The organism is Streptomyces sp. WZ-12, from assembly GCF_028898845.1.
In the GTDB taxonomy this organism is placed as follows: Bacteria; Actinomycetota; Actinomycetes; order Streptomycetales; family Streptomycetaceae; genus Streptomyces.
Window position 1 is genome coordinate 3,839,896 of the sequence record NZ_CP118574.1, and the last position, 21,586, is coordinate 3,861,481.

The 21,586-nt window shown below is 73.1% G+C and carries 20 protein-coding genes; 6 read left to right on the plus strand and 14 right to left on the minus strand.

The genetic code is table 11. The annotated features are described in order from the left end of the window. Positions 1-276: 276 nt before the first annotated feature. The 11 genes from PV796_RS16120 to PV796_RS16170 all read right to left on the minus strand — a co-directional run bounded on the left by PV796_RS16120 (position 277) and on the right by PV796_RS16170 (position 12,136). Positions 277-900, minus strand: coding sequence for a TetR/AcrR family transcriptional regulator (locus PV796_RS16120; protein ID WP_274913882.1), 624 nt, complete (start codon positions 898-900; stop codon positions 277-279). After that, the gene (locus PV796_RS16125) at positions 888-1,640 is read right to left on the minus strand and encodes an enoyl-CoA hydratase family protein (RefSeq protein ID WP_274913884.1); all 753 of its coding nucleotides are present in this window, start codon (positions 1,638-1,640) and stop codon (positions 888-890) included. Before PV796_RS16125 ends, PV796_RS16120 begins: the two co-directional genes overlap by 13 nt. Next, positions 1,637-3,244, minus strand: coding sequence for an AMP-binding protein (locus PV796_RS16130; RefSeq protein WP_274913886.1), 1,608 nt, complete (start codon positions 3,242-3,244; stop codon positions 1,637-1,639). Before PV796_RS16130 ends, PV796_RS16125 begins: the two co-directional genes overlap by 4 nt. 141 nt (positions 3,245-3,385) lie before the next feature. Continuing rightward, a complete protein-coding gene (locus PV796_RS16135; RefSeq protein ID WP_274913888.1) occupies positions 3,386-4,561 on the minus strand; it encodes an acyl-CoA dehydrogenase family protein in 1,176 nt (391 codons plus the stop codon). A gap of 73 nt (positions 4,562-4,634) precedes the next feature. After that, positions 4,635-6,551 carry an acetyl/propionyl/methylcrotonyl-CoA carboxylase subunit alpha gene (locus PV796_RS16140; protein WP_274913889.1) on the minus strand — a complete coding sequence of 639 codons (1,917 nt, stop codon included), beginning with the start codon at positions 6,549-6,551 and terminating at the stop codon, positions 4,635-4,637. A 7-nt stretch (positions 6,552-6,558) separates the two neighbouring features. After that, positions 6,559-8,157, minus strand: a complete 1,599-nt coding sequence (locus PV796_RS16145) for an acyl-CoA carboxylase subunit beta (protein WP_274913890.1) — start codon at positions 8,155-8,157, stop codon at positions 6,559-6,561. Beyond that, a complete protein-coding gene (locus PV796_RS16150; RefSeq protein WP_274919057.1) occupies positions 8,154-9,848 on the minus strand; it encodes an acyclic terpene utilization AtuA family protein in 1,695 nt (564 codons plus the stop codon). Before PV796_RS16150 ends, PV796_RS16145 begins: the two co-directional genes overlap by 4 nt. A 5-nt stretch (positions 9,849-9,853) precedes the next feature. Further along, positions 9,854-10,657 carry a TIGR03084 family metal-binding protein gene (locus tag PV796_RS16155; RefSeq protein ID WP_274913891.1) on the minus strand — a complete coding sequence of 268 codons (804 nt, stop codon included), beginning with the start codon at positions 10,655-10,657 and terminating at the stop codon, positions 9,854-9,856. A 178-nt stretch (positions 10,658-10,835) separates the two neighbouring features. Next, complete coding sequence (locus PV796_RS16160) at positions 10,836-11,039, minus strand: DUF397 domain-containing protein (protein WP_274913892.1); 204 nt, start codon at positions 11,037-11,039, stop codon at positions 10,836-10,838. Positions 11,040-11,122: 83 nt separating this feature from the next. Continuing rightward, positions 11,123-11,317, minus strand: a complete 195-nt coding sequence (locus PV796_RS16165) for a DUF397 domain-containing protein (RefSeq protein ID WP_274913893.1) — start codon at positions 11,315-11,317, stop codon at positions 11,123-11,125. A gap of 3 nt (positions 11,318-11,320) precedes the next feature. Then, positions 11,321-12,136, minus strand: a complete 816-nt coding sequence (locus PV796_RS16170; protein ID WP_274913895.1) for a helix-turn-helix domain-containing protein — start codon at positions 12,134-12,136, stop codon at positions 11,321-11,323. A gap of 86 nt (positions 12,137-12,222) precedes the next feature. Here PV796_RS16170 and PV796_RS16175 point away from each other — a divergent pair, with 86 nt between their 5' ends. Continuing rightward, the gene (locus PV796_RS16175; protein ID WP_274913897.1) at positions 12,223-12,459 is read left to right on the plus strand and encodes a hypothetical protein; all 237 of its coding nucleotides are present in this window, start codon (positions 12,223-12,225) and stop codon (positions 12,457-12,459) included. 386 nt (positions 12,460-12,845) lie between these two features. Here PV796_RS16175 and PV796_RS16180 read toward each other — a convergent pair whose 3' ends face one another. After that, positions 12,846-13,751: an EamA family transporter gene (locus PV796_RS16180; protein WP_274919058.1), complete on the minus strand. Its 906-nt coding sequence runs from the start codon at positions 13,749-13,751 to the stop codon at positions 12,846-12,848. Between PV796_RS16180 and PV796_RS16185 the strand changes: the two genes are divergently transcribed. Beyond that, a complete protein-coding gene (locus PV796_RS16185; protein ID WP_274919405.1) occupies positions 13,651-13,998 on the plus strand; it encodes a hypothetical protein in 348 nt (115 codons plus the stop codon). The two genes, PV796_RS16180 and PV796_RS16185, sit on opposite strands and share 101 nt — an antisense overlap. A 55-nt stretch (positions 13,999-14,053) precedes the next feature. Beyond that, a complete protein-coding gene (locus PV796_RS16190; protein ID WP_274913898.1) occupies positions 14,054-14,908 on the plus strand; it encodes a LysR family transcriptional regulator in 855 nt (284 codons plus the stop codon). 84 nt (positions 14,909-14,992) lie between these two features. Here PV796_RS16190 and PV796_RS16195 read toward each other — a convergent pair whose 3' ends face one another. Both PV796_RS16195 and PV796_RS16200 read right to left on the minus strand, forming a co-directional pair. Next, complete coding sequence (locus PV796_RS16195; RefSeq protein WP_274913899.1) at positions 14,993-18,031, minus strand: FAD-binding and (Fe-S)-binding domain-containing protein; 3,039 nt, start codon at positions 18,029-18,031, stop codon at positions 14,993-14,995. A 96-nt stretch (positions 18,032-18,127) separates the two neighbouring features. Continuing rightward, positions 18,128-18,334 (minus strand): hypothetical protein, encoded by a 207-nt coding sequence (locus tag PV796_RS16200; RefSeq protein WP_274913900.1) that lies wholly within the window; start codon positions 18,332-18,334, stop codon positions 18,128-18,130. A 195-nt stretch (positions 18,335-18,529) separates the two neighbouring features. Between PV796_RS16200 and PV796_RS42375 the strand changes: the two genes are divergently transcribed. From PV796_RS42375 to PV796_RS16215, 3 genes are all read left to right on the plus strand, one after another. Further along, the gene (locus tag PV796_RS42375; RefSeq protein WP_446750600.1) at positions 18,530-18,874 is read left to right on the plus strand and encodes a hypothetical protein; all 345 of its coding nucleotides are present in this window, start codon (positions 18,530-18,532) and stop codon (positions 18,872-18,874) included. Between the two features lie 134 nt (positions 18,875-19,008). Then, positions 19,009-20,127 carry a phosphoserine transaminase gene (gene serC, locus PV796_RS16210; RefSeq protein ID WP_274913901.1) on the plus strand — a complete coding sequence of 373 codons (1,119 nt, stop codon included), beginning with the start codon at positions 19,009-19,011 and terminating at the stop codon, positions 20,125-20,127. A gap of 693 nt (positions 20,128-20,820) precedes the next feature. Then, positions 20,821-21,501: a GDSL-type esterase/lipase family protein gene (locus PV796_RS16215; protein ID WP_274913902.1), complete on the plus strand. Its 681-nt coding sequence runs from the start codon at positions 20,821-20,823 to the stop codon at positions 21,499-21,501. Positions 21,502-21,586: the final 85 nt, after the last annotated feature.

Here is a 21,586-nt window from a genome sequence, read left to right on the forward strand (position 1 = left end):
CACCCCCAACGGGAGGGGGACGGGCCGGAGGGGTGGGTGTGCAGGACGTAAAGCGAAGCAGTCCTGCACACCCACCCCGCAGGCCCGTCACCGCACCCCAACAGCCCCGCGCAGCGGACAACAACCCCACCCCCGCCCCCGCGCAAGCGGACCAGACAACTCGACCCGCCCCGCGCAAGCGGACCGGCAGCGGACCGGCCCGCGCCGCAAGGCGCAAAACACAGCAACCCGCGCGGCGGGACAGCCAACCACGTGGGCAACAGCCGGCCGCAGGCCCTACGGCAGCGCCTCGGAGAGGATGCGTGCCCATTGCGCGACCACCCCGCTGCGTCGGGGCGAATCATCCGTGAGGAGGTTCGCCAGGCCCAGCCCTCGGGCCATGTCGAGGAGCCCCTGGACCGTTTCGCGGACGCCGGGGACGGACTCGTCGGCGTCCAGGAGGGCCACCGCCGTGCGGTGCGCCTCGCGGCCGACGCGGGCCTCCAACGCGGTGACGCGGTCGCGGAGTTGGGCCTCGTCGGAGGCCGCCACCCATAGGTGGAGCGCGGCGCGGAAGAGGGGGCCGGTGTAGAGGCCGACGAGTTCCTCGACGATGCGTGAGGTACGGGCCGGCGACCCGGCCGGAGGCAATTCGTGGGCCAGTGCCGCTTTCAGCGCGCTCTGCCGCTTCTCCGCGACGTGCTCGACGGCCGCGGTGAACAGGTCCTCGCGGGTGCGGAAGTGGTGCTGGGCGGCGCCTCGTGAGACGCCCGCCCGTTCGGCGACGACCGAGACCGTGCTGCCGGTCCAGCCGCGCTCCGCGAGGCAGGCGACGGCGGCCTCCAGCAGCCTGAGCCGGGTGGCGCGGCTGCGTTCCTGCTGGGGCTCCTTGGCGCCGCGGGCGGGGGTCAGTGCGCCCATGCCGGGGCCCGTCGTTCCAGGAAGGCGGTCATGCCCTCGCGGGCCTCCGCGGAGCCGAAGAGCCGCGCGGACCGTTCGGCGAGCGCGTCGGTGTCGCGGTCGAAGGCGGCCAGGACCTGGGCCGTCACCAGCTTCTTGGACTCGGCCAGGCCCTGGGGGGAGCCCTTGCGCAACCCGTCCAGGAGGGGCGCCAGTTCGGCGTCGACGTCGTCGGCGGCCAGGGTGACCAGGCCGATCCGGGCCGCCTCGGTGGGGCCGAACTTCTCGCCGGTGAGGTAGTAGCGGGCGGCGGCCCGGGCGTCCATACGGGGCAGCAGCGGCATCGAGATCACCGCGGGGGCGAGACCGAGCCGCGCCTCGGTGAAGGCGAAGGTGGTCTCGGGGCCGGCGACGGAGAGGTCGCAGGCGCCCAGCAGGCCGAGGCCGCCGGCGCGGGCGTGGCCGGTGACCCGGGCGACGACCGGTTTGGGGAGTTCCACCAGGGCCCGGAGCAGGCCGGCGAGCGCGAGGGGGCCGTCCTTGGGGGCGCCCGAGGTGGCCTCGGAGAGGTCCGCGCCGGCGCAGAAGGTGGTGCCGGTGTGGGTGAGCACCACGGCCCGGACGGCGTCGTCGGCGCCCGCGTCCGCGAGGGCCCGGTGCAGCTCGGTGACGAGGCGGGTGGAGAGGGCGTTGCGGTTGTGGGGGGAGTTGAGGGTGAGGGTGGTGATTCCGCGCTCGTGGGCGCGCTCCACGTCCGTCATCGGGGCGTCGAACTCCTTTCCCTGGCGCGCAGTTCGCGCCGGAGGATCTTTCCGGTGGTGGCGCGCGGGACGCTGTCCAGGAATTCCACCCGGCGCACCTTCTTGTAGGGGGCGACCCGGCCTGCAACGTAGGCGATGACCTCGTCGGCGGTGAGGGCGGCCCCCCGTTGACGCACCACGAACGCCTTGGGCACCTCGTTGCCGTCCTCGTCGTCGACCCCGATGACGGCCGCGTCGGCGATGGCCTCGTGGGCGAGCAGCAGCGCCTCCAGGTCGGCGGGGGCGACCTGGTAGCCCTTGTATTTGATCAACTCCTTGACGCGGTCGATGACATGGAGCCAGCCGCCGGTGTCCATCCGGCCGATGTCGCCGGTGTGCAACCAGCCGTCGGCGTCGATCATCGCGTCGGTCTCGGCGGGGCGTCCGAGGTAGCCCTTCATCACCTGCGGTCCGCGGATGAGGATCTCGCCGCTCTCACCCGGTCCGAGGTCCCGGCCGGTCTCCAGGGAGACGATGCGCGCTTCCGTACTGGGCAGGAGGGTGCCCACGGCGCCCGGTGGCGGGGCGACGGCGTCGGACGGTACGACGTGGGTGCCCGGGGAGAGTTCGGTCATCCCGTACGCCTGGAGGACGGCGGGCAGGCCCAGCCGGCGGGCGCAGGCGGCGGCGAGTGCGGCGTCCAACGGGGCGGCGGCGCACACCAGGCGCTTGAGGGAGGTCAGGTCGAACGCGTCGACCAGCGGGTGCTTGGCGAGCGCCAGGACGATCGGGGGCGCGGCGTAGACGTCGGTGATGCGGTGTTCCTGGATGGCGGTCAGGAACTGGCGGAGGTCGAAGCGGGGCAGCACCACGACGGTGGCGCCGTGGCGGAGGGGGGCGTTCATCAGGGCGGTAAGCCCATAAATGTGGAAAAAGGGAAGGACCGCGAGGATGCGGTTCTCGGCGCCGTTGGGCATCAGCGGCGCCAGTTGGGCGAGGTTGGTGGCGATGCTCCGGTGGGTGAGCATCACGCCCTTGGGGGTGCCGGTGGTGCCGGAGGAATACGGGAGCGCGGCGAGGTCGGTGGCCGGGTCGATCCTCGGGTCCGGTTCCGGGTGGTCGCCGTCGAGCAGGTCGAGGACGGAGCGGTGGCCCTCGGCGCGGTCGCAGACGAGGATCTCGGCGATGGTGCCGGCCCGTTGGGCGGCGCCGCGGGCGACGTCCAGCAGGGCCGCCACGGTGACGATCCACGTCGCCCCGGAGTCCTTCAACTGGCGGGCGAACTCGGCCTCGGTGGCGAGCGGGTGGACGGTGGTGACCGCGGCGCCGCAGCGGGAGGCGGCGTAGAACACCACGGGGAAGACGAGGGAGTTGGGGCTGTGCAGGGCCAGCACGTCGCCCTTGCGGAGCCCCGAGGCGGCGAGCGCGGCGGCCAGGCGGCGGCTGTGCCGGTCGAGCCGGGCGTAGTCGAGGGTGGCGCCGGTGAGGGCGTCGATGAGGGCGGGACGGGTGCCGTGGGCGGCCGCGCGCCCGAGGACGGCCTCGTGAATCGGCAACTCCACGGGGGCGACGTCGGGGTGGGCGCTGCGGAAGACGTGCGGGCGGTGGGACGTCGGCGACGCCATGGGGTCCTTTCCCTGGGGCGGCGATGGGTGCGGCGGGGGCCGCGGGGACCTTCCTTCCCGTGTGCCGGGCGGTGGTACGCCGGCCCCGTTGGTGCCGGGGGCCGGCGCACCGCCCTGCTCGGCGAGCGGAGAACCGCGGCCTCAGTACGACTTGGGCAGGCCCAGGGACTGGTGCGAGACGTAGTTGAGGATCATCTCCCGGCTGACCGGCGCGATCCGCGCCACCCGGGCGGCGGTGATCAGGGACGCCAGCCCGTATTCCCGGGTGAGGCCGTTGCCGCCCAGGGTGTGCACGGCCTGGTCGACGGTGTGGACGGCGGCCTCGGCCGCGGCGTACTTCGCCATGTTGGCGGCCTCGCCGGCGGCCAGGTCGTCACCGGCGTCGTAGAGCAGCGCCGCCTTGCGCGTCATCAGCGCGGCCAGCTCCAGTTCGATGTGGCACTGGGCGAGCGGGTGGGCGAGGGCCTGGTGGGCGCCTATCGGCTCCTTCCACACCTGGCGGGTGCGGGCGTAGTCGACGGCCCTGGCGAGCGCGTAGCGGCCCATGCCGAGGGCGAACGCGGCGGTCATGACGCGCTCGGGGTTGAGGCCGGCGAAGAGTTGGAGCAGCCCGGCGTCCTCGTCGCCCACCAGGGCCTCGGCCGGCAGTCGCACGTCGTCCAGGGTCAGCTCGAACTGCTTCTCCGGGGCGGCCAGTTCCATCGGTACCGGGCTGCGGCCGAAGCCGGGCGTCTCGCGCGGGACGATGAACAGGCAGGGCTTGAGCTTCCCGGTGCGGGCGTCCTCGGTGCGGCCGACGACCAGGGTCGCCTCGGCGATGTCGACGCCGGAGACGAAGATCTTCCGCCCGTTGAGGATCCAGTCCCCGCCGTCCCTACGGGCGGTGGTGGTGATCCGGTGGGAGTTGGAGCCGGCGTCCGGCTCGGTGATGCCGAAGGCCATCTTGCGGCTGCCGTCGGCCAGCCCCGGCAGCCAGGTGCGCTTCTGCTCCTCGGTGCCGAAGCGGGCGATGACCGTGCCGCAGATCGCCGGCGAGACCACCAGCATCAGCAGCGGGCAACCGGCCGCCCCCAACTCCTCCAGCACCAGGGAGAGTTCGGTTATTCCGGCGCCCCCGCCGCCGTACTCCTCCGGGAGGTTGACGCCGAGGTAGCCGGCCTTGGCGGCCTCCCGCCACAGCTCGTCGGTGTGCCCGCCGTCGGCGACGACGGCCGCGAAGTACTCCCGGCCGTAGCGCTTGCCGAGCGCGGCGACGGCGGCGCGCAGGGCGCGGTGTTCCTCGGACTCGATCACGGGGTTGCTCAGGGCGTTGCTCATGACGGCTCCTGGGGCGGTGAGTGAGTGCCTACGGGTAACGGGGCCGCGACACGGCCCCGTTGGGCGCGCCGGATCAATCGGTGACGACGGCGAGCAGCGTGCCCACCTCGACCTGTTGGCCCGTGCGGACGGGAAGGGCGGTCAGCGTGCCGGCCACCGGTGCGGTGATCTTGTGCTCCATCTTCATGGCCTCCAGCCACAGCAGCACCTGGCCGGCCGTGACCCGGTCGCCCTCGGCCAGCCCGTCCGCGATCCGGACGACCGTGCCGGGCATCGGGGCCAGCAGCGAACCGGGCTCCCTACGGGCGGCGGGGTCCGGGAACCGGGGCAGTGCGGTCAACGCCCGGGCGCCGGACGCCGCATCGACGTACACCCGGTCGCCGTACCGGGCGACCGCGAACGCCCGCCGCACCCCGTCGACCTCCAGCACCACCTCGTCCGCGGCCAGGCCGAGCAGTCGGACGCCGGGGAAGCCCTCGGCGTCCAGCCCGTCCCGCCCGAGGCGGTAGCGGACCTCGTGGACGGCCTCCCCGTGGGCGTAGCGCTTGGTCTGCGGGCCGGCGGGGACGTTGCGGAAGCCGCCGAAGCGGGAGCGGCCGTGTGCGTCGGCGAGCGCGGCGGCCAGCGCGCAGAGCGCGTCGCCGGCGGTCTCCGGGGCGGTCAGGGCGCCGAGGTTGCGGTCGTAGAACCCGGTGTCCAGTCCGCCGGCGCCGGCGAATTCGGGGTGCCGCAGCGAGCGGACGAGGAGGTCGCGGTTGGTGACCGGGCCGTGGATCTCGGCCCGGTCCAGGGCGCCGGCCAGCTTGCGGATCGCCTCGGCGCGGGTCGGCGCCCAGGCGATGACCTTGGCCAGCATCGGGTCGTAGTGGACGGTGACCTGATCGCCGTCCCGTATGCCGGAGTCCAGCCGGACGCCGTCCGGTACCTCGATCCGGTGCACGGTGCCCGTCTGCGGCTGCCAGCCGGCCGCCGGGTCCTCCGCGTAGAGCCGGGCCTCGACGGCGTGGCCGCGCGGCTCGGGCAGCGCGGCCGGCAGCGGTCGGCCCTCGGCGACGGCCAGTTGGAGGGCCACCAGGTCGAGCCGGTAGATCTCCTCGGTGACCGGGTGCTCCACCTGGAGCCGGGTGTTCATCTCCAGGAAGTACGCCCGGCCGTCGCCGGACACCAGGAACTCGACGGTGCCCGCGCCCCGGTAGTCGATGGCCCGCGCGGCCTGCGCGGCGGCCCGGTGCAGGGCGTCCCGGAGCCCGTCGGGCAACCCGGGTGCCGGGGCCTCCTCGATGACCTTCTGGTGCCGGCGCTGGAGCGAGCAGTCCCGGGTGCCCAGCGTCCAGACCGTGCCGTGCGCATCGGCGAGCACCTGCACCTCGACGTGGCGCCCGCCCTCCACATACGGCTCGACGAAGACCTCGCCGTCCCCGAACGCGGCCGCCGCCTCCGCCCGCGCCGACGCCAACTCGCCGTCCAGGGCTTCGAGTTCGCGCACCATGCGCATGCCCCGTCCACCGCCACCGGCCGCCGCCTTCACCAGCAGCGGCAGGTCCCCCGCGCCGGCCGCGGCCGGATCGACCGGCGCCAGCAGCGGCACCCCCGCCGCCGCCATCAGCTCCTTCGCGCGCGTCTTGGACGCCATCGCCGCGATCGCGGCCGGCGGCGGCCCGATCCACACCAGCCCCGCGTCCGCCACCGCCGCGGCGAACTCCCGGCTCTCGGAGAGGAAGCCGTACCCCGGGTGGACCGCGTCCGCCCCGGCCGCCAGCGCCGCCTTGACGATCAACTCGCCGCGCAGATAGGTCTCCCCGGCCGCCTCGCCCGGCAGCCGGACCGCGACGTCCGCCTCCCGCACGTGCGCGGCCGCGGCGTCCGCGTCGGAGTACACCGCGACGGTGGCGATGCCCCGTTCACGGCAGGTGCGGAAGATCCGCCGGGCGATCTCCCCGCGGTTGGCGACGAGCACCGAACGGATCTCACCGGAATCAGTCGTTGTCACGGGAACCTCACATCCGGAAGACGCCGAAGCCGCCCCGCGCGCCCTCGACCGGCGCGGTGTGGACGGCGGACAGGCACAGGCCGAGGACGGTGCGGGTGTCGCGCGGGTCGATGACGCCGTCGTCGTACAGCCGCCCGGACAGGAACATCGGCAGCGACTCGGACTCGATCTGCTGCTCCACCATGGCGCGCAGCCCCGCGTCCGCCTCCTCGTCGTAGGGCTGCCCCTTCGCCGCGGCCGAGGCGCGCGTCACGATGGAGAGCACCCCGGCGAGCTGCTGCGGCCCCATCACCGCGGACTTGGCGCTCGGCCAGGCGAACAGGAACCGCGGGTCATAGGCCCGCCCGCACATCCCGTAGTGCCCGGCCCCGTACGAGGCGCCCAGCAGGACGGACAGGTGCGGCACCCGCGAGTTCGACACCGCGTTGATCATCATCGCGCCGTGCTTGATGATGCCGCCCTGCTCGTACTCCTTGCCGACCATGTAGCCGGTGGTGTTGTGCAGGAAGACCAGCGGGATGTCCCGCTGGTTGGCCAACTGGATGAACTGCGCCGCCTTTTGGGACTCCTCGCTGAACAGCACCCCCTGCGCGTTCGCCAGGATGCCCACCGGATAGCCGTGCAGCCGTGCCCACCCGGTCACCAGGCTCGCCCCGTACAGCGGTTTGAACTCGTCGAAGTCCGACCCGTCGACGATCCGCGCGATCACCTCCCGCGGGTCGAACGGCGCCTTGAGGTCGCCGGGCACGATCCCCAGCAGCTCCTCCTCGTCGTACCTCGGCGGCTCGGCGGGCCCCGGATCGGCGTGCGCCTTGCGCCAGTTGAGCCGCGCCACCACCCGCCGGGCCTGCCGCAGTGCGTCGGGCTCGTCGAGGGCGAAGTAGTCCGCCAGCCCCGACGTCCGGGCGTGCATCTCGGCCCCGCCCAGCGACTCGTCGTCGCTCTCCTCGCCGGTCGCCATCTTCACCAGCGGCGGCCCGCCGAGGAAGACCTTGGCCCGCTCCTTCACCATGATCACGTGGTCCGACATCCCGGGCACGTACGCGCCCCCGGCCGTCGAGTTCCCGAAGACCACCGCCACCGTCGGAATCCCGGCCGCGGACAGCCGCGTCAGGTCCTTGAAGAGCGCCCCGCCCGGGATGAAGATCTCCTTCTGGCTCGGCAGGTCGGCCCCGCCGGACTCCACCAGGCTGACCACCGGCAGCCGGTTGGCGAACGCGATCTCATTCGCCCGCAGCGCCTTCTTCAGCGTCCACGGATTGCTCGCCCCGCCGCGCACCGTCGGATCATTCGCCGTGATCAGGCACTCCACGCCCTCGATCACCCCGACCCCGGTGACCAGCGACGCGCCCACCGCGTAGTCGCTGCCCCACCCCGCGAGCGGCGACAGCTCCAGGAACGGCGTGTCCGGATCGACCACCAACTCGATCCGTTCCCTGGCCAGCAACTTGCCCCGTTTGCGGTGCCGTTCGACGTACTTCTCCCCGCCGCCCGCCAACGCCCTGGCATGCTCCCCCGCCACCTCCCCCAGCTTCTCCCGCATCGCCGCCCGCCGCTCGCGGTACTCGGCGCCGGCGGTATCGAGCGCACTCCTCAGCACCGTCACAGCAGCACCTCCGGTATCTCCACATGGCGGGAGCGCAGCCACTCCCCCAGCGCCTTGGCCTGCGGGTCGAACCGCGCCTGCGCGGCGACCCCCTCCCCCAACAGCCCCTCGACGGTGAAGTTCACCGCCCGCAGATTCGGCAGCACCGTGCGCCGCACCTCCAACTCGGCGACCTCCGGCAGCAGTTGTCGCACCCGCTCGACCGTCAGCTCATGCGCCAGCCACCGCCACGCGTCCTCCGTCCGGACCCACACCCCGACGTTCGCCGCCCCGCCCTTGTCCCCACTACGGGCCCCGGCGACGATCCCCAGGGGAACCCGCCGGGTCGGCCCGTCCGGCAACGGCACCGGAAGCTCCGCCGCCACCACCTCCAACTCACCGACAACGGGCGGCACATGCGGCACCTCCACCCGCTCCCCGTCGTCCCTCACGGCCACCTGCCGCACGCCCTCCGCCGCCACGTACGCCGCCTCGAACACCCCGTAAGGGGCGCCCTTCCCCGGCGGCGCCGTCACGTGGAAACCGGGATAACTGGCCAACGCCAGCTCGATCGCCGCCCCGCTCACCGCCCGCCCCACGGCCTCCGGGTCCGGATCCCGCACCACCAGCCGCAGCAGCGCACTGGCCTCCTCCTGCACCCCCGCGTCCGCGCGACCGGTCCGCGCCAGCGACCAACGCACCTCCCGCGGACGGCGCTTCACACGCCCCAACGCGTCCTCCACCTGCCCCCGCACCAGCGCCGCCTTGGCGTCGATGTCGAGCCCGGTGAGCACGAACACCACCTCGTTGCGCCAGCCGCCCATCCGGGTCAGCCCGACCTTCAGCGTGGCCGGCGGCGCCTCCCCCCGCACCCCGTCGATCCGCACCCGGTCCGGCCCGACCTCCGCCAGCCGCACGGTGTCCAGCCGCGCCGTCACATCCGGCCCCAGGTAGCGCGCACCCCCCGTCTCGTACAGCAACTGGGCGGTGACCGTCCCCACGCTCACCGCGCCCCCGCTCCCCGGGTGCTTGGTGATGACAGCGCTGCCATCGGCATGAATCTCCGCCACCGGAAACCCAGGCCGCCGCACGTCCCCCAACTCCCGGAAGAACGCGTAGTTCCCACCCGTCGCCTGCGTCCCGCACTCCACCACGTGCCCCGCGACCACCGCGCCCGCCAGCCGGTCGTAGTCGTCCGCCGCCCACCCGAAGTGCGCCGCGGCCGGCCCACTGACCAGCGCCGCATCCGTCACCCGCCCGGTCACCACGACGTCCGCGCCCGCCCGCAGACACTCCGCGATGCCAGCACCCCCCAGATACGCGTTGGCGGTGAGGACCCCCTCCCCCCACCCCCGCCCCACCAGGTCATCACCCTCGACATGCGCCACCCGCACCGGAACCCCGACCCGCTCCCCCAACTCCCGCAGAGCGCGGGCGAGTCCGGCCGGATTCAGTCCCCCCGCATTGGTGACGATCCGCACGCCGCGCTCGACGGCGAGCCCCAGCCCCTCCTCCATCTGCCGCAGGAACGTCTTGGCGTACCCCCACCGCGGATCCTTCAGCCGGTCCCGCCCCAGGATCAACATCGTCAACTCGGCCAGGTAGTCGCCGGTCAGGACGTCCAGCGCCCCACCCGTCAACATCTCCCGCACGGCCTCGAACCGATCCCCGTAGAAACCGGACGCGTTCCCGATCCGCAGCGGCTCCCGCACGCCCGTCACCGCCGCGCCTCGCCCGGCGCCCGCCCGGCCCCCGCCGGTCCGGCGAAGGACTGCGCGATCCCGAGCCACCGCTCGGCGTCCGCCCCCACCGCCACCAGCGCCACATCGTCCCGATGCACCCGCTGCGTCACCAGCAGACAGAAGTCCAACGCCGCCCCGCTCACCCGCTGACCGGCGTCCTCCGGCCCGAACGCCCACTGCTCCCCACCCGGACCGACCAACTCCACCCGGAACTCCCCCTCCGGCGGCGTCAGTCCACGCACCGCATACGCGTAGTCCCTGGCCCTGACACCGATCCGCGCCACATGCCGCAACCGGGCCGTCGGCACCCGTCGCACCCCCAGCGCATCCGCCACGTCCTGCCCGTGCGCCCAGGTCTCCATCAGCCGCCCGGTGGCCATCGACGCCACGCTCATCGGCGGCCCGTACCACGGGAGTTTCTCGCCCACCGGCCGCCCCGCCAGCACCGTGAGCAACTCGGCCCGACTGGCCCGCCACCGCCCCAACAACTCCGCCGCCGGCAGCCGCGCCCCGCGCTCGGCCCCCTCGTCCACGAACGTCTCCGGCGCCGCCAACGCCGCCGCCACCTCCCGCCGGAACCCCTCGGGGTCCACCGCGGACTGCACCGCCCGCTCGTCCGTCCACAACAGGTGCGCAACCTGATGCGCGATGCTCCACCCGACGGCCGGCGTGGCCCGCCGCCACTCCCCCTCCGGCAACCCCGCCACCAGCCCGTCCACTTCCTCACCCTCGGCCCGAAGATCCTCAAGGACCTCCCGAACCTCCCGCGGATCGGCCATCGCCCGGTCTCCTCATCCACGCCGAAAGCCCATCTCCCCTACGGGCAGGGCACGTTGAACGCTGCGGTGATGCGGCCCCGAGAGTGCCAGCGCAACGAGAAACAATCAAGCACGCCTGCATGATTTTCTGCCATGCCGCACCAAGGAACGTCTCGGCGCGCCGACCCCGCGCCCCGAACTACCTCCGGACAGGCACGACTTCGGCCGCATAACGCACGAACGCCACCCAGGCGACGGGGCCGAGGGTCAGGTGGGGACCGGTTGCGTCTTTGGAGTCACGTATGTGGACGCACGAGGCAGCCGGACCGGTGGCAACCTCGACGCATTCGCCACCCTCGGAACCGCTGTAGCTCGACTTACGCCACGTCAGGTCGATGTTCATTCCTACCTCGCCAACTGCTCGACGATTTGGGTGGATTGCTTGATGGGCAACGCCAGTGCGCGGATCAACCGCATCCACGCGCCCTAGGAGTTGAACCCAGCGGCGTCGCGGACGAAAGCAGCCCAGGCGACGCGGCTGACGGTGAGGTGGTGGCCGGTTGCGTCTTTGGAGTCACGTATGTGGACGCGCGAGGCAGCCGGGCCGGTGGCAACCTCGATGCATTCGCCGCCGGCGGAGCCGCTGTAGCTCGACTTGCACCACGTCAGTTCGTTGTTCATTTCCTACCCCACCAACTTCTCGATGAATTGCATGGATTCCCTGGTGGACAGGGCCTGCGTACGGATCATGGCATAGCGTTCCACGAGTTCGGAGGCCTTCTTCCGGTCGGACACGAGCTGACTCCTTGCATGGCCCTCGACGTAACCCAGCGTGCGCGAATCGGGCATCTCCAGCAAGACCAACGCGCCGTCGATACACGGATGTTCCTCGGTGTCCGTAGGCATAACCTGAAGGGATACATTGCGCAGTTGTAGCTGCTCCAAGATCCTTGCCATCTGCTCTCGGTGGATCTTCCGACCGCCGATCGGACGCTCCAGCGCACACTGCTCGACGACGAAGTGCACCGGCGGCCGGCCCCCGCGGGTGAGTAGCCCCTGCCTTTCGAGCCTGCCTGCAACCAGTCGCTCCACCTGGTCGTCGGCATGAACAGGGACATGTGATTCGATCACCGCACGCGCATAGTCCTCCGTCTGCAATAGCCCCGGCACGACCAGCGTCTCGTACGAGCATCGACGCTCACACGACCGCTCCAACTTCGCCAAGTCCCGGAAGAACGGCGGGTACTGTGCCTCCTCCAGCAGTGGAATCGCGGCCCGGAGCACTCCCCTCGCGCCCAGCACCTCGTCCGCGCGCTCGACCGTCTCCGCCTCCGGGATGCGCTGGGCCAACTCGTACGCCTTGATGGTGTGGGACGCGTAGCCAAGTCGGCGCCCCAACTCCTCGCGACTCAGCGAGTTCATTTCGCGGAAGAGCTTCAACTGAGTCCCGAACACCCGCAGCGCCGTCGACACCCGCTCCCCACCATCGCCTGCATTCATCACGCCTCCTTGGGCACAGCGACAGACACGCTCCGTACGCGCGTCATTACTTTTCAGGCTATGCAGACCCGTCGACGCTGGGAGGCATGAATCAGCAGAACCCCTCATCCGGGGACAGTGCTTTGGCCCAAGGACAGCAGGCCGCGCAGGAGTTGGCGTCGGCATTAGCAACAGCCGGGTTCGTCTTTCCGTCGCTCCGCGGCGGTTATCCCGTCATGGAACGGGGGCGGGTCGAACTGGGCGGAATTTCCGCTTCCGAGGTGTTCCGGCTGGCCGCCTGGATTCGTGAGCGTACGGAAATGCGCCGCGGGCGGCCCCGGTGAAGATCAGCCCGCGTCGGATGACGCTCTCCGTCTACCGGGTATCGACGACCGGCAAGCGCACCCCGCTCCGTACCGTCGTCGTCCGGGCCGACGACCCAGCACAGCTCGTCGACGACATGCCGGGCCGCTTCCCACCCTGCGCGTGTCCGGCGTGCAGGCCCACCGGCGGAAAGTCGGCAACGGCGTAGGCCGGAGGGGATGTCCCGGGGTGCGCCCGCAGGATCTGGAGCAAAGCCCCGGGCATTCCTCATCTCACAGACCAGAGGCGCCCGCACCGAGGACGTACCCCGGGACAGCCCCTCCGGCCCCACCCCGTAAGGGAACCCGCAAGGGGCCCGCCCCCACCAAGCCGCAGCTACCAAACAGCGGCCGAAGCCGACCTCAACTCAGCGTCGCGCCCCGCTCAACACGGCCCCCGCACTGGCCACAACCACCAACCCAATGGCCACCAACTCCACCCACCCCAACGCCTGCCCCAACACCAAGAACCCCGCCGTAGCCGCCGCGGCCGGCTCCAGGCTCATCATCACCGCGAACCCCGACGCCGGCAGCCTCCGCAGCGCCAACAACTCCAACGTGTACGGCAGCACCGACGACATCAACGCCACCGCCGCCCCCAACCCCACCGTCACCGGATTCAGCAGCGCCGCCCCCGCACTGGCCACCCCCAACGGCAGGCTCAACACCGCCGCCACCGTCATCGCCAACGCCAACCCATCGGCCTGCGGGAAGCGTTGCCCCGTCCGCGCCGACAACAGGATGTACGCGGCCCACAGCCCACCCGCGGCCACCGCGCACCCGGCCCCCACCAGATTCAGCCCATCGAACCCCGCGCGCCCCAACAACCCCACGCCCCCCAGTGCCAGCAACGCCCACACCGCACTCAGCATCCGCCGCGACGTCGCCACCGACAGGATCAACGGCCCCAGGAACTCCAGCGTGACCGCCGCCCCCAACGGAATCCGGTCGATCGCCTGGTAGAAGAGCGAGTTCATCCCGGCCAACGCGACCCCGAAGGCCACCACCGTCGCCCAATCCCCCCGCCCGTAACCCCGCACCTTCGGCCGGCACACCACCAACAGCACCAACGACGCCACGATCAGCCGCAGCGTCACGACCCCCAACGCCCCGGCCCGCGGAAACAGCAGCACCGCCACCGACGCCCCGAACTGCACCGACACGATCCCGCCGATGACCAACGCCACCGACCCCAACCGCGCCCGCGCCCGCGCCCGCGCCCGCGCCCGCGCCGAAGCCGTACCGCTCCCGCCATCGCCACCGCCACCGCCCAGCCCATGCGCCGCCGCCCCTGCCTCGGCCGACAACACCTCGGGCGACGCCGGCACGGGCTGGGCTATCCCGCCACCGCCCCCCAACCCGTCGGACGACCCGGAGGACGACAACAAAGACGACGAGGACGAGGACCAGGACGACAGCGAGGACGAAGGCGAGGACGAAGACGACGAAGACGCGGCCGACGACCGACCCGACGGCGCAGCCTCAAAGGACCCGGGGGAAGCGTTCACACCCCCACGCTAAGGCCCCCGATCCGGCACCTGAAATGCCATTTCGCCCGCTGTTATGCTCCGCACGCATGAGCACCGAGCTGCGCCATTTCCGCTGCTTCCTCGCCATCGCCGACACCCTCAGCGTGACCCGCGCCGCCGAACGCCTCCACCTCACCCAGCCCGCCGTCTCCCGCACCCTCCGTCAGCTTGAGGAGACCCTCGGCACCCGCCTCGTCGAACGCACCACCCACCACCTCGCCCTCACCCCGGACGGCCTCGCCTTCCGCGACCAGGCGGCCCTGGCCGTCTCCGCCTTCGACCGCGCCCTGGCCCACGGCCGCCACCGCACCGGCTGGCCGCTCCGCCTGGGCCACGCCTGGTCCGCGGCCGGCGCGGACACCACCACGCTGCTCCGCCGCTGGCACGAGGAACACCCGGACACCCCCCTCGAACTCCTCCGCATCGACGACCGCACGGCCGGCCTCGCCCGCGGCGACGTCGACGCGGCCCTCCTCCGCGGCGAGGTGCACGTCCCCGGTCTGGTCACCGAGCAGCTCACGACCGAGCCCCGGGTGGCCGGCCTCCCCGCCGACGACCCCCTGGCCGCCCGCCCCGCCCTCTCCCTCGCCGACCTCGCCCACCGCACCCTCGCCCTGAACACGGTCTCCGGCACGACCACCCTGGACCTCTGGCCCCCGGACGCCCGCCCCTCCGCCACGATCACCATCGGCAACACCGACGACTGGATCGCCGCCATCACCGGCGGTCGCGCGATCGGGGTCACCACCTCGGCCACCGCCGGCATGCACCCGCACCCGGCGATGGCCTACGTCCCGCTGACCGACGCCCCACCCGTCCCGGTCGTCCTCGCCTGGCGCGACGGCCCTGGCCACCCCCGCATCCCGGACCTGGTGACCCTGGCCCACGAGGTCCTGGGCTAGCCCCGCCCCCAACGGACCCGCGGACGCCCGGAGACCAACGGATACAGACCCACACCGTCCCCAGCCCTCCCGCTAACCCGCCCGCTACCCCTCTAGTTCTCCCTCCACCTCCCGACCCTGATCCAACGCCTCCGCCAGCACCTCCGCGAGATGCCGCCCCCGGCGCCCGCCGAGTTGAGCGCGGTCGCCCAGCTGGGCGAGTTGCGTCCGGCAGGAGAAGCCGTCGGCGAGGAGCTCGGCGTCCGGGTCCGCGGCCCGGACGGCGGGCAGGAGTTGGTCCTCGGCACAGGCGACCGAGACGTCGTAGTGGCCGCGTTCGAAGCCGAAGTTGCCGGCGAGGCCGCAGCAGCCACCGCTCAACGTGCCCTCCAGGCCGGCCCGTTCACGGAGTCGCCGGTCGGCGGCGTCGCCGAGCACGGCGTGCTGGTGGCAGTGGGTCTGGCCGGCGACCGGCCGGTCGAGGCGGGGCGGGTCCCAGTCGGGGGCCAGTTCCTCCAGGACCTCCGCGAAGGTGCGGACGGAGGCGGCGAGTCGGGCCGCCCTGGGGTCGTCGGAGAGCAGCTCCAGCAGGTCGGTGCGGAGGGCGGCGGCGCAGCTCGGTTCGAGGACGACCAGGGGGCGGCCGGGGCGCACCAGCGGGCTCAGCGCGTCCAGGGTGCGCCGCATCACCGCCCGGGCCTGGGTGAGTTGGCCGGTGGAGACGTAGGTCAGGCCGCAGCACAGGCCGGGGCGGCGGAGGCGGGGCAACGGGGAGCGCGTCCCGAGGGGGGCGGTGGGCGGCAGCAACGGGCGCAGCCCGGCGGCCTCCAGGACCCGGACGGCGGCCCGTCCCACCTCCGGGGAGAGGTGGTCGGTGAAGGTGTCGGGCCACAGGACCACCGTCCTGCCGCCGGTGGGCGCACCCGCCGTGGCGTGCCGACGCCACCACCACCGTCGGAACGTCTCCCGCGCCAGTGCCGGGATCTCCCGCTCCGGCGCGATCCCGGCCACCCGCTTGGCGACCGCGGCCAGCGGCGTGCGGGCCAGCGCGTTGAGGACCGGCGCCGCGGGGGCCGCGGCGCGCAGCCACTGCGGCAGGCGGCCCATGGCGTAGTGGGCGGCGGGCCGGATCCGGCCCTCGTAGTGGTGGTGCAGGAACTCCGCCTTGTAGGTGGCCATGTCGACGCCAACGGGGCAGTCGCTGCGGCACCCCTTGCAGGAGAGGCACAGGTCGAGGGCGTCGCGTACCTCCGGGGCCCGCCAGCCCTCGGTGACCACCTCGCCCGCCAGCATCTCGTGCAGCAACCGGGCGCGCCCGCGCGTGGAGTGCCGCTCCTCACCGGTGGCGCGGAAGGACGGACACATGACGTCCGCCGACCCCGAACCCAGCGTCTCCGTACGGCACTTGGCGACGCCGACGCAGCGCCGCACCGCGGCCGAGAAGTCGCCGTCGTCGTGCGGGTAGCCGAACTCCACCGGGACCGGCCCTTGGGGCAGCGGGGCGAAGCGGAGGTTGGCGTCGAGGCGGGCGGGGCGGACCAGGATGTCGGGGTTGAGGCCACCGGCCGGGTCCCACAGGTCCTTGAACCGCCCGAAGAGGCCGACCAGTTCGTCGCCGTACATCCGGGGCAGCAGCTCGGCGCGGGCCTGTCCGTCGCCGTGTTCGCCGGAGAGCGAGCCGCCGTGCGCCACCACCAGGTCGGCGAGGTCGCCGGAGAACTCCCGGAAGCGGCGGATGCCGGGCGGGGTGAGCAGGTCGAAGTCGATCCGGACGTGGATGCAGCCGTCCCCGAAGTGCCCGTAGGGGGTGCCGCGCAGCCCGTATTGGGCGAGCAGACCCCGGAAGTCCCTTAGGTAGTGACCCAGTTGGGCGGGCGGTACCGCGCAGTCCTCCCAACCCGGCCACGCCTCTCTGCCGTCCGGCATCCGGGTCGCCGTGCCGGAGGCGTCCTCGCGGATGCGCCAGAGGGCGCGCTGGTCGGCCGGGTCGGTGACGACGAGGTGGTCGCCGGCGCCGTCCGCCCGCGCCGCGCGGCACAGCGCCTCGGCCCGGGCGGCGGCCTCGGCGGGGCTCGCCCCGCCCATCTCGACGAACAACCAGGCGCCGCCGGCGGGCAGCCCGGCCGCGCCCGCCCCGACGAGGTCGGTGGCCATGCCCTCGACCGTCAGCGGGGAGTGCGGCAGCAGGGTGTGCGCGGCGTCGGCGGCGGCGCCCTCGTCCGGGTAGCCGAGGACGGCCAGCGCGCGGGCGGCGGGCGCCTCGACGAGCCGGACGGTGGCCCCGGTGAGGACGCCGAGGGTTCCCTCGCTGCCGGTGAGGGCGCGGGCCAGGTCGGTGCCGGACTCGGGGAGCAGCGCGTCCAGGGCGTATCCGGAGATGCGGCGCGGGAGGCCGGTGGGGTATCCGGTGCGCAGCAGCGCCAACTCGCCGTCCACCAGCGCCTTGACGCCGTCCCGCAGCCGCGGCGGGAGGCCGGTGGGGCGGCCCTCGTGGTCGGTGCCGCGGCCGGCCCGCACCGGCTCGCCCCCGTAGGTGAGCAGGTCCAGGGTGTGGACGTTGTCGGCGGTGGTGCCCCAGGCCACCGAGTGGGAGCCGCAGGAGTTGTTGCCGATCATGCCGCCGAGGGTGCAGCGGCTGTGGGTGGACGGGTCGGGCCCGAAGGTCAGGCCGTGCGGGGCGGCCGCCGCCCGGAGGTCGTCCAGGACGACGCCGGGCTGGACGACGGCGGTGCGGGCCTCCGGGTCGAGGGCGACGATCCGGCGCAGATGGCGGGTGAAGTCCAGGACGACGCCGGTGCCGGTGGCCTGCCCGGCGATGCTGGTGCCGCCGCCGCGCGGCACCACCGCAACGCCGCGTTCCCGGCAGACCTTCAGGGCCGCGGCGACGTCCTCGGCGTCCATGGGCGCGACCACCGCGTCCGGGACCCGCCGGTAGTTGGAGGCGTCCATCGTCATCAGCGCCCGGTCCCCGGCGGCGGCCGAGACCTCGCCCCGTACCGCCGCGGCCAGTTCGCGCGCCAGGTCCCGCCGGGCGGCCGCCGCCCGGTCGGTCCCGGACCGGCCCGGGCGGTGCCCGCCGCCGCTCCGCCCGCCCGCTTCCGGCCCGCCGTCCTCGTACTTGTCCGTCTCCGTGCGATCAGCCATGCCCCCAGCCTGCCCACTAGGGGGCGTCCCGGATCAAGAGTCGGGGCCGGGACGGGCGACCGGCCATCGCCCCGCGCCGCCGCGTCCCCGCCTCTCCTACGCCCCGTCGTACACATGGCAGCGGAACACGTTCTCCGGATCGTGCGCCGCCCTGAGCCCCGCCAACCGGGCACGATCCGGCGCGCCATGGGTGCTGCGCCCCACCTCCGCGGCATCCGCCCGCCCCCGCCGCGCGCCGAGGACGAAGTTCACGCTCCGGCCCAGCCGCCAGGGCTCGACGACGCCCAACGCCTCGGCGTGCACCGCCCGTACGGTCGCCAGGTCCCCCTCGGGATCGGCCGGCCTCGCCCAGCGGCGACAGCACCCGCAGCGCGAACCGCGCCTCCCGGTGGCCCACCGCACCCGCCGGGCCGCTCGCCAGCGCGCCGCCCAAGTGGTTGAGCTGCGTCACCACCATCACCGGCGCGGCCGGCCCGGTCAGCGCCGCGACCCGGCGCAGTGCCGCCGCGTCCAACCCGTCGAGCAGCGCGTTGTCGCCGTCGTAGGCGTGCGGGTCGGCGGGGTCGCGGTGGATGGTGTCGGACTCCGCGTACGACATCTCGCGCAGCTCGTCGCGGAGGGCCGGGCCGACCGCGCGCAGCGGCGCCCCCGCGGACGGACGACGCCACCGACTGGGCCATCCTGGAGCTCGGCTACCCGGTCCTCCCCGCCGTCCGTCAACTCCTCCAGTTCGGCGACTCGTTGGAGGTCCTGGACCCGCCCGAGGCCCGCCGGGTCCTCGCCGACACCGCCGCGGCGCTCTCGTCCCGCTACGCATCCCCCGTCGCGACGGACCGCCGGTAGCGCCCCCGGCCGCGACCACAGCGGGTCACATCAAGCCGCCCTCCATGACACCCCGTGTCCACACTCCAACTGTCGCTCATCTCACCGGCTGGACTCTCCACCCGGCACCCGCGCGACCCCTTAGGCTGCCCCTCGTGGCTGATATCCAGATCCCCGCTGACATCAAGCCCGCCGACGGACGCTTCGGCGCGGGCCCTTCCAAGGTGCGTACGGAGGCGCTCAACGCGCTGGCCGCCACCGGTAGCTCCCTGCTCGGCACCTCACACCGCCAGGCCCCGGTCAAGAACCTGGTCGGCAAGGTACGGCAGGGCGTGCGCGACCTCTTCCAACTCCCCGAGGGTTACGAGGTCGTTCTCGGCAACGGCGGTTCCACCGCGTTCTGGGACATCGCGACCCACGGGCTGATCGAGAACAAGTCGCAGCACCTCTCGTTCGGCGAGTTCTCCTCCAAGTTCGCCAAGGCCGCCAAGCTGGCACCGTGGCTGGCCGAGCCCACCGTCATCTCCGCCGACCCCGGCACCCACCCGGACCCGGTCGCCGAAGCCGGCGTGGACGTCTACGCGTTCACCCACAACGAGACCTCGACCGGTGTCGCCGCCCCGATCCAGCGGGTGGCCGGCGCCGACGAGGGCGCCCTGGTCCTGGTCGACGCCACCTCCGGCGCCGGCGGCCTCCCGGTGGACATCGCCCAGACCGACGTCTACTACTTCGCCCCCCAGAAGTCCTTCGCCTCCGACGGCGGCCTCTGGCTCGGCGTCTTCTCCCCCGCCGCCCTGGAGCGCGCCCGCGCCGTCCACGCGTCCGGCCGCCACGTCCCGGAGTTCTTCTCGCTCCCCACGGCGATCGACAACTCCCTGAAGAACCAGACGTACAACACCCCGTCCCTCGCCACCCTCTTCCTGCTCAACGAGCAGTTGGAGTGGATCAACGGCCAGGGCGGCCTGGACTGGGCGGTCGCCCGCACCGCCGCGTCCTCCCGCGCGCTCTACGACTGGGCCGAGGACGCCAAGTACGCGACCCCGTTCGTCACGGACCCCGCGAAGCGGTCGCAGGTCATCGGCACGATCGATTTCACCGACGACGTGGATGCGGCCGTCGTCGCGAAGGTCCTTCGCGCGAACGGGATCGTCGACACGGAGCCGTACCGGAAGCTGGGCCGCAACCAGTTGCGGGTCGCGATGTTCCCGGCGATCGACCCGGCCGACGTCGAGGCCCTGACGGCCTGCATCGACCACGTCGTCGGGCGCCTGTAACGCCGATGTCGGCGTGCCCCCACGTTGTCGGCTCTCCCGCCGCGCGGGTTGCTGTCCTTTGCGCCTGCGGCGCGGGCCGGTCCGCTGCCGGTCCGCTGCGCGGGGCGGGTCGAATTGTCTGGTCCGCTGCGCGGGGCTGTCGGCTGCGGTGACGGGCCTCCGGGGGCGGCATGCCAGACTGCTTCGCTTTACGTCTGGCACACCACCCCCTCCGGCCCGTCCCCTCCCGTTGAGTGGGTGGATTTCTCTGGGATGGGGCTGGCCACTGTGGTCCGCTGACGGTCACCGCCCGGTTGCTTGGGCCGCCTGTCCTCTTACGGTCACCACTCAGGCTCACACGCCTATGTCTCCTGACGGTCACCACTCAACCCAGCGACCCGAGTTGACCCACCGGGAGAAGACTCCACTCACCGTTTTTCACCCACCCCCAACGGGAGGGGACGGGCCGGAGGGGTGGGTGTGCAGGACGTAAAGCGAAGCAGTCCTGCACACCCACCCCGCAGGCCCGTCACCGCACCCCAACAGCCCCGCGCAGCGGACAACAACCCCACCCGCCCCGCGCAGCGGACCGGCAGCGGAGCCGCAACCCGCGCGGCGGGAAAGCCAACACGTGGGAACCAGCCGGCCGCAGGCCCACGGCGGGACAGCCAACCACGTGGGAACCCAGCCCAGCGCAGCGCTTACGCTGGGCCGATGAGGATCATGTGCGTCGGGGACTCGATGACCATCGGCCGCTCCGGCGACTACACGTGGCGTTACCGCATGTGGCAGCACCTGAGCGCCACGTATCCCCGCCCGCACCGTTTCGTCGGGCCGCGGCGGGCCCTTCATGATCCGGCCACCGACAGCCCGGACTCCGCCGCCTACGCGGACCCCGCCTTCCCCGAGGCCGCTCGGTGTCACCTCGCCGGCTGGGGCGAGGGTTGGCTGCACATGGCGCCGGCCATCGAGGACGCCGTGCGGACGTACCGGGCCGACACCCTGCTGGTGTCGCTCGGCCTGATCGACCTCGGTTTCTACACCGACCCGGAGCAGACCGCCGAGAACGTGCGGCGCTTCGTGGCCGGTGCGCGGGCCGCCCGGCCGGGCGTGCGGGCGGTGTTGCTGCCGGTGATACCCAACGTGCGGGCGCTGGCGGACCCGCCCTTCGGCGCCCAGTGCGCGCGCTTCAACGAGCTGTTGGCGAAGGCGGTGGCCGACCTCTCCACCCCGAACTCGCCGCTGCTGCTGGCCTCCGAGCCGGCCGGGTGGGAGATCGACCGGTCGACGTACGACGGCACGCACCCGTCGGCGCTCGGCGAGCACCTGCTCGCGGGCGCGTTCGCCGACGCGATGCACCAGGCGTGGGAGGTCGGCGGCCCCTACGCCCGCTAGCCGGGGCCGGCGCAGAACCCCGCCGTCGTCGACCGCCCGCCCGAGCCCTTGCCTTGAGCGGACTCCAACCGCTTGGCTGGGCGAC

Coding starts and splice junctions, on each gene's coding strand:
- PV796_RS16160 (WP_274913892.1), bottom strand. CDS start 11,039: ATGAACATCGACCTGACGTGGCGTAAGTCGAGCTACAGCGGTTCCGAG.
- PV796_RS16195 (WP_274913899.1), bottom strand. CDS start 18,031: ATGGCTGATCGCACGGAGACGGACAAGTACGAGGACGGCGGGCCGGAA.
- PV796_RS16185 (WP_274919405.1), top strand. CDS start 13,651: ATGACCAACGCCACCGACCCCAACCGCGCCCGCGCCCGCGCCCGCGCC.
- PV796_RS16165 (WP_274913893.1), bottom strand. CDS start 11,317: ATGAACAACGAACTGACGTGGTGCAAGTCGAGCTACAGCGGCTCCGCC.
- PV796_RS16215 (WP_274913902.1), top strand. CDS start 20,821: ATGAGGATCATGTGCGTCGGGGACTCGATGACCATCGGCCGCTCCGGC.
- PV796_RS16130 (WP_274913886.1), bottom strand. CDS start 3,244: ATGGCGTCGCCGACGTCCCACCGCCCGCACGTCTTCCGCAGCGCCCAC.
- PV796_RS16120 (WP_274913882.1), bottom strand. CDS start 900: ATGGGCGCACTGACCCCCGCCCGCGGCGCCAAGGAGCCCCAGCAGGAA.
- PV796_RS16135 (WP_274913888.1), bottom strand. CDS start 4,561: ATGAGCAACGCCCTGAGCAACCCCGTGATCGAGTCCGAGGAACACCGC.
- PV796_RS16175 (WP_274913897.1), top strand. CDS start 12,223: ATGAATCAGCAGAACCCCTCATCCGGGGACAGTGCTTTGGCCCAAGGA.
- PV796_RS16190 (WP_274913898.1), top strand. CDS start 14,054: ATGAGCACCGAGCTGCGCCATTTCCGCTGCTTCCTCGCCATCGCCGAC.
- PV796_RS16170 (WP_274913895.1), bottom strand. CDS start 12,136: ATGAATGCAGGCGATGGTGGGGAGCGGGTGTCGACGGCGCTGCGGGTG.
- PV796_RS16155 (WP_274913891.1), bottom strand. CDS start 10,657: ATGGCCGATCCGCGGGAGGTTCGGGAGGTCCTTGAGGATCTTCGGGCC.
- PV796_RS16125 (WP_274913884.1), bottom strand. CDS start 1,640: ATGACGGACGTGGAGCGCGCCCACGAGCGCGGAATCACCACCCTCACC.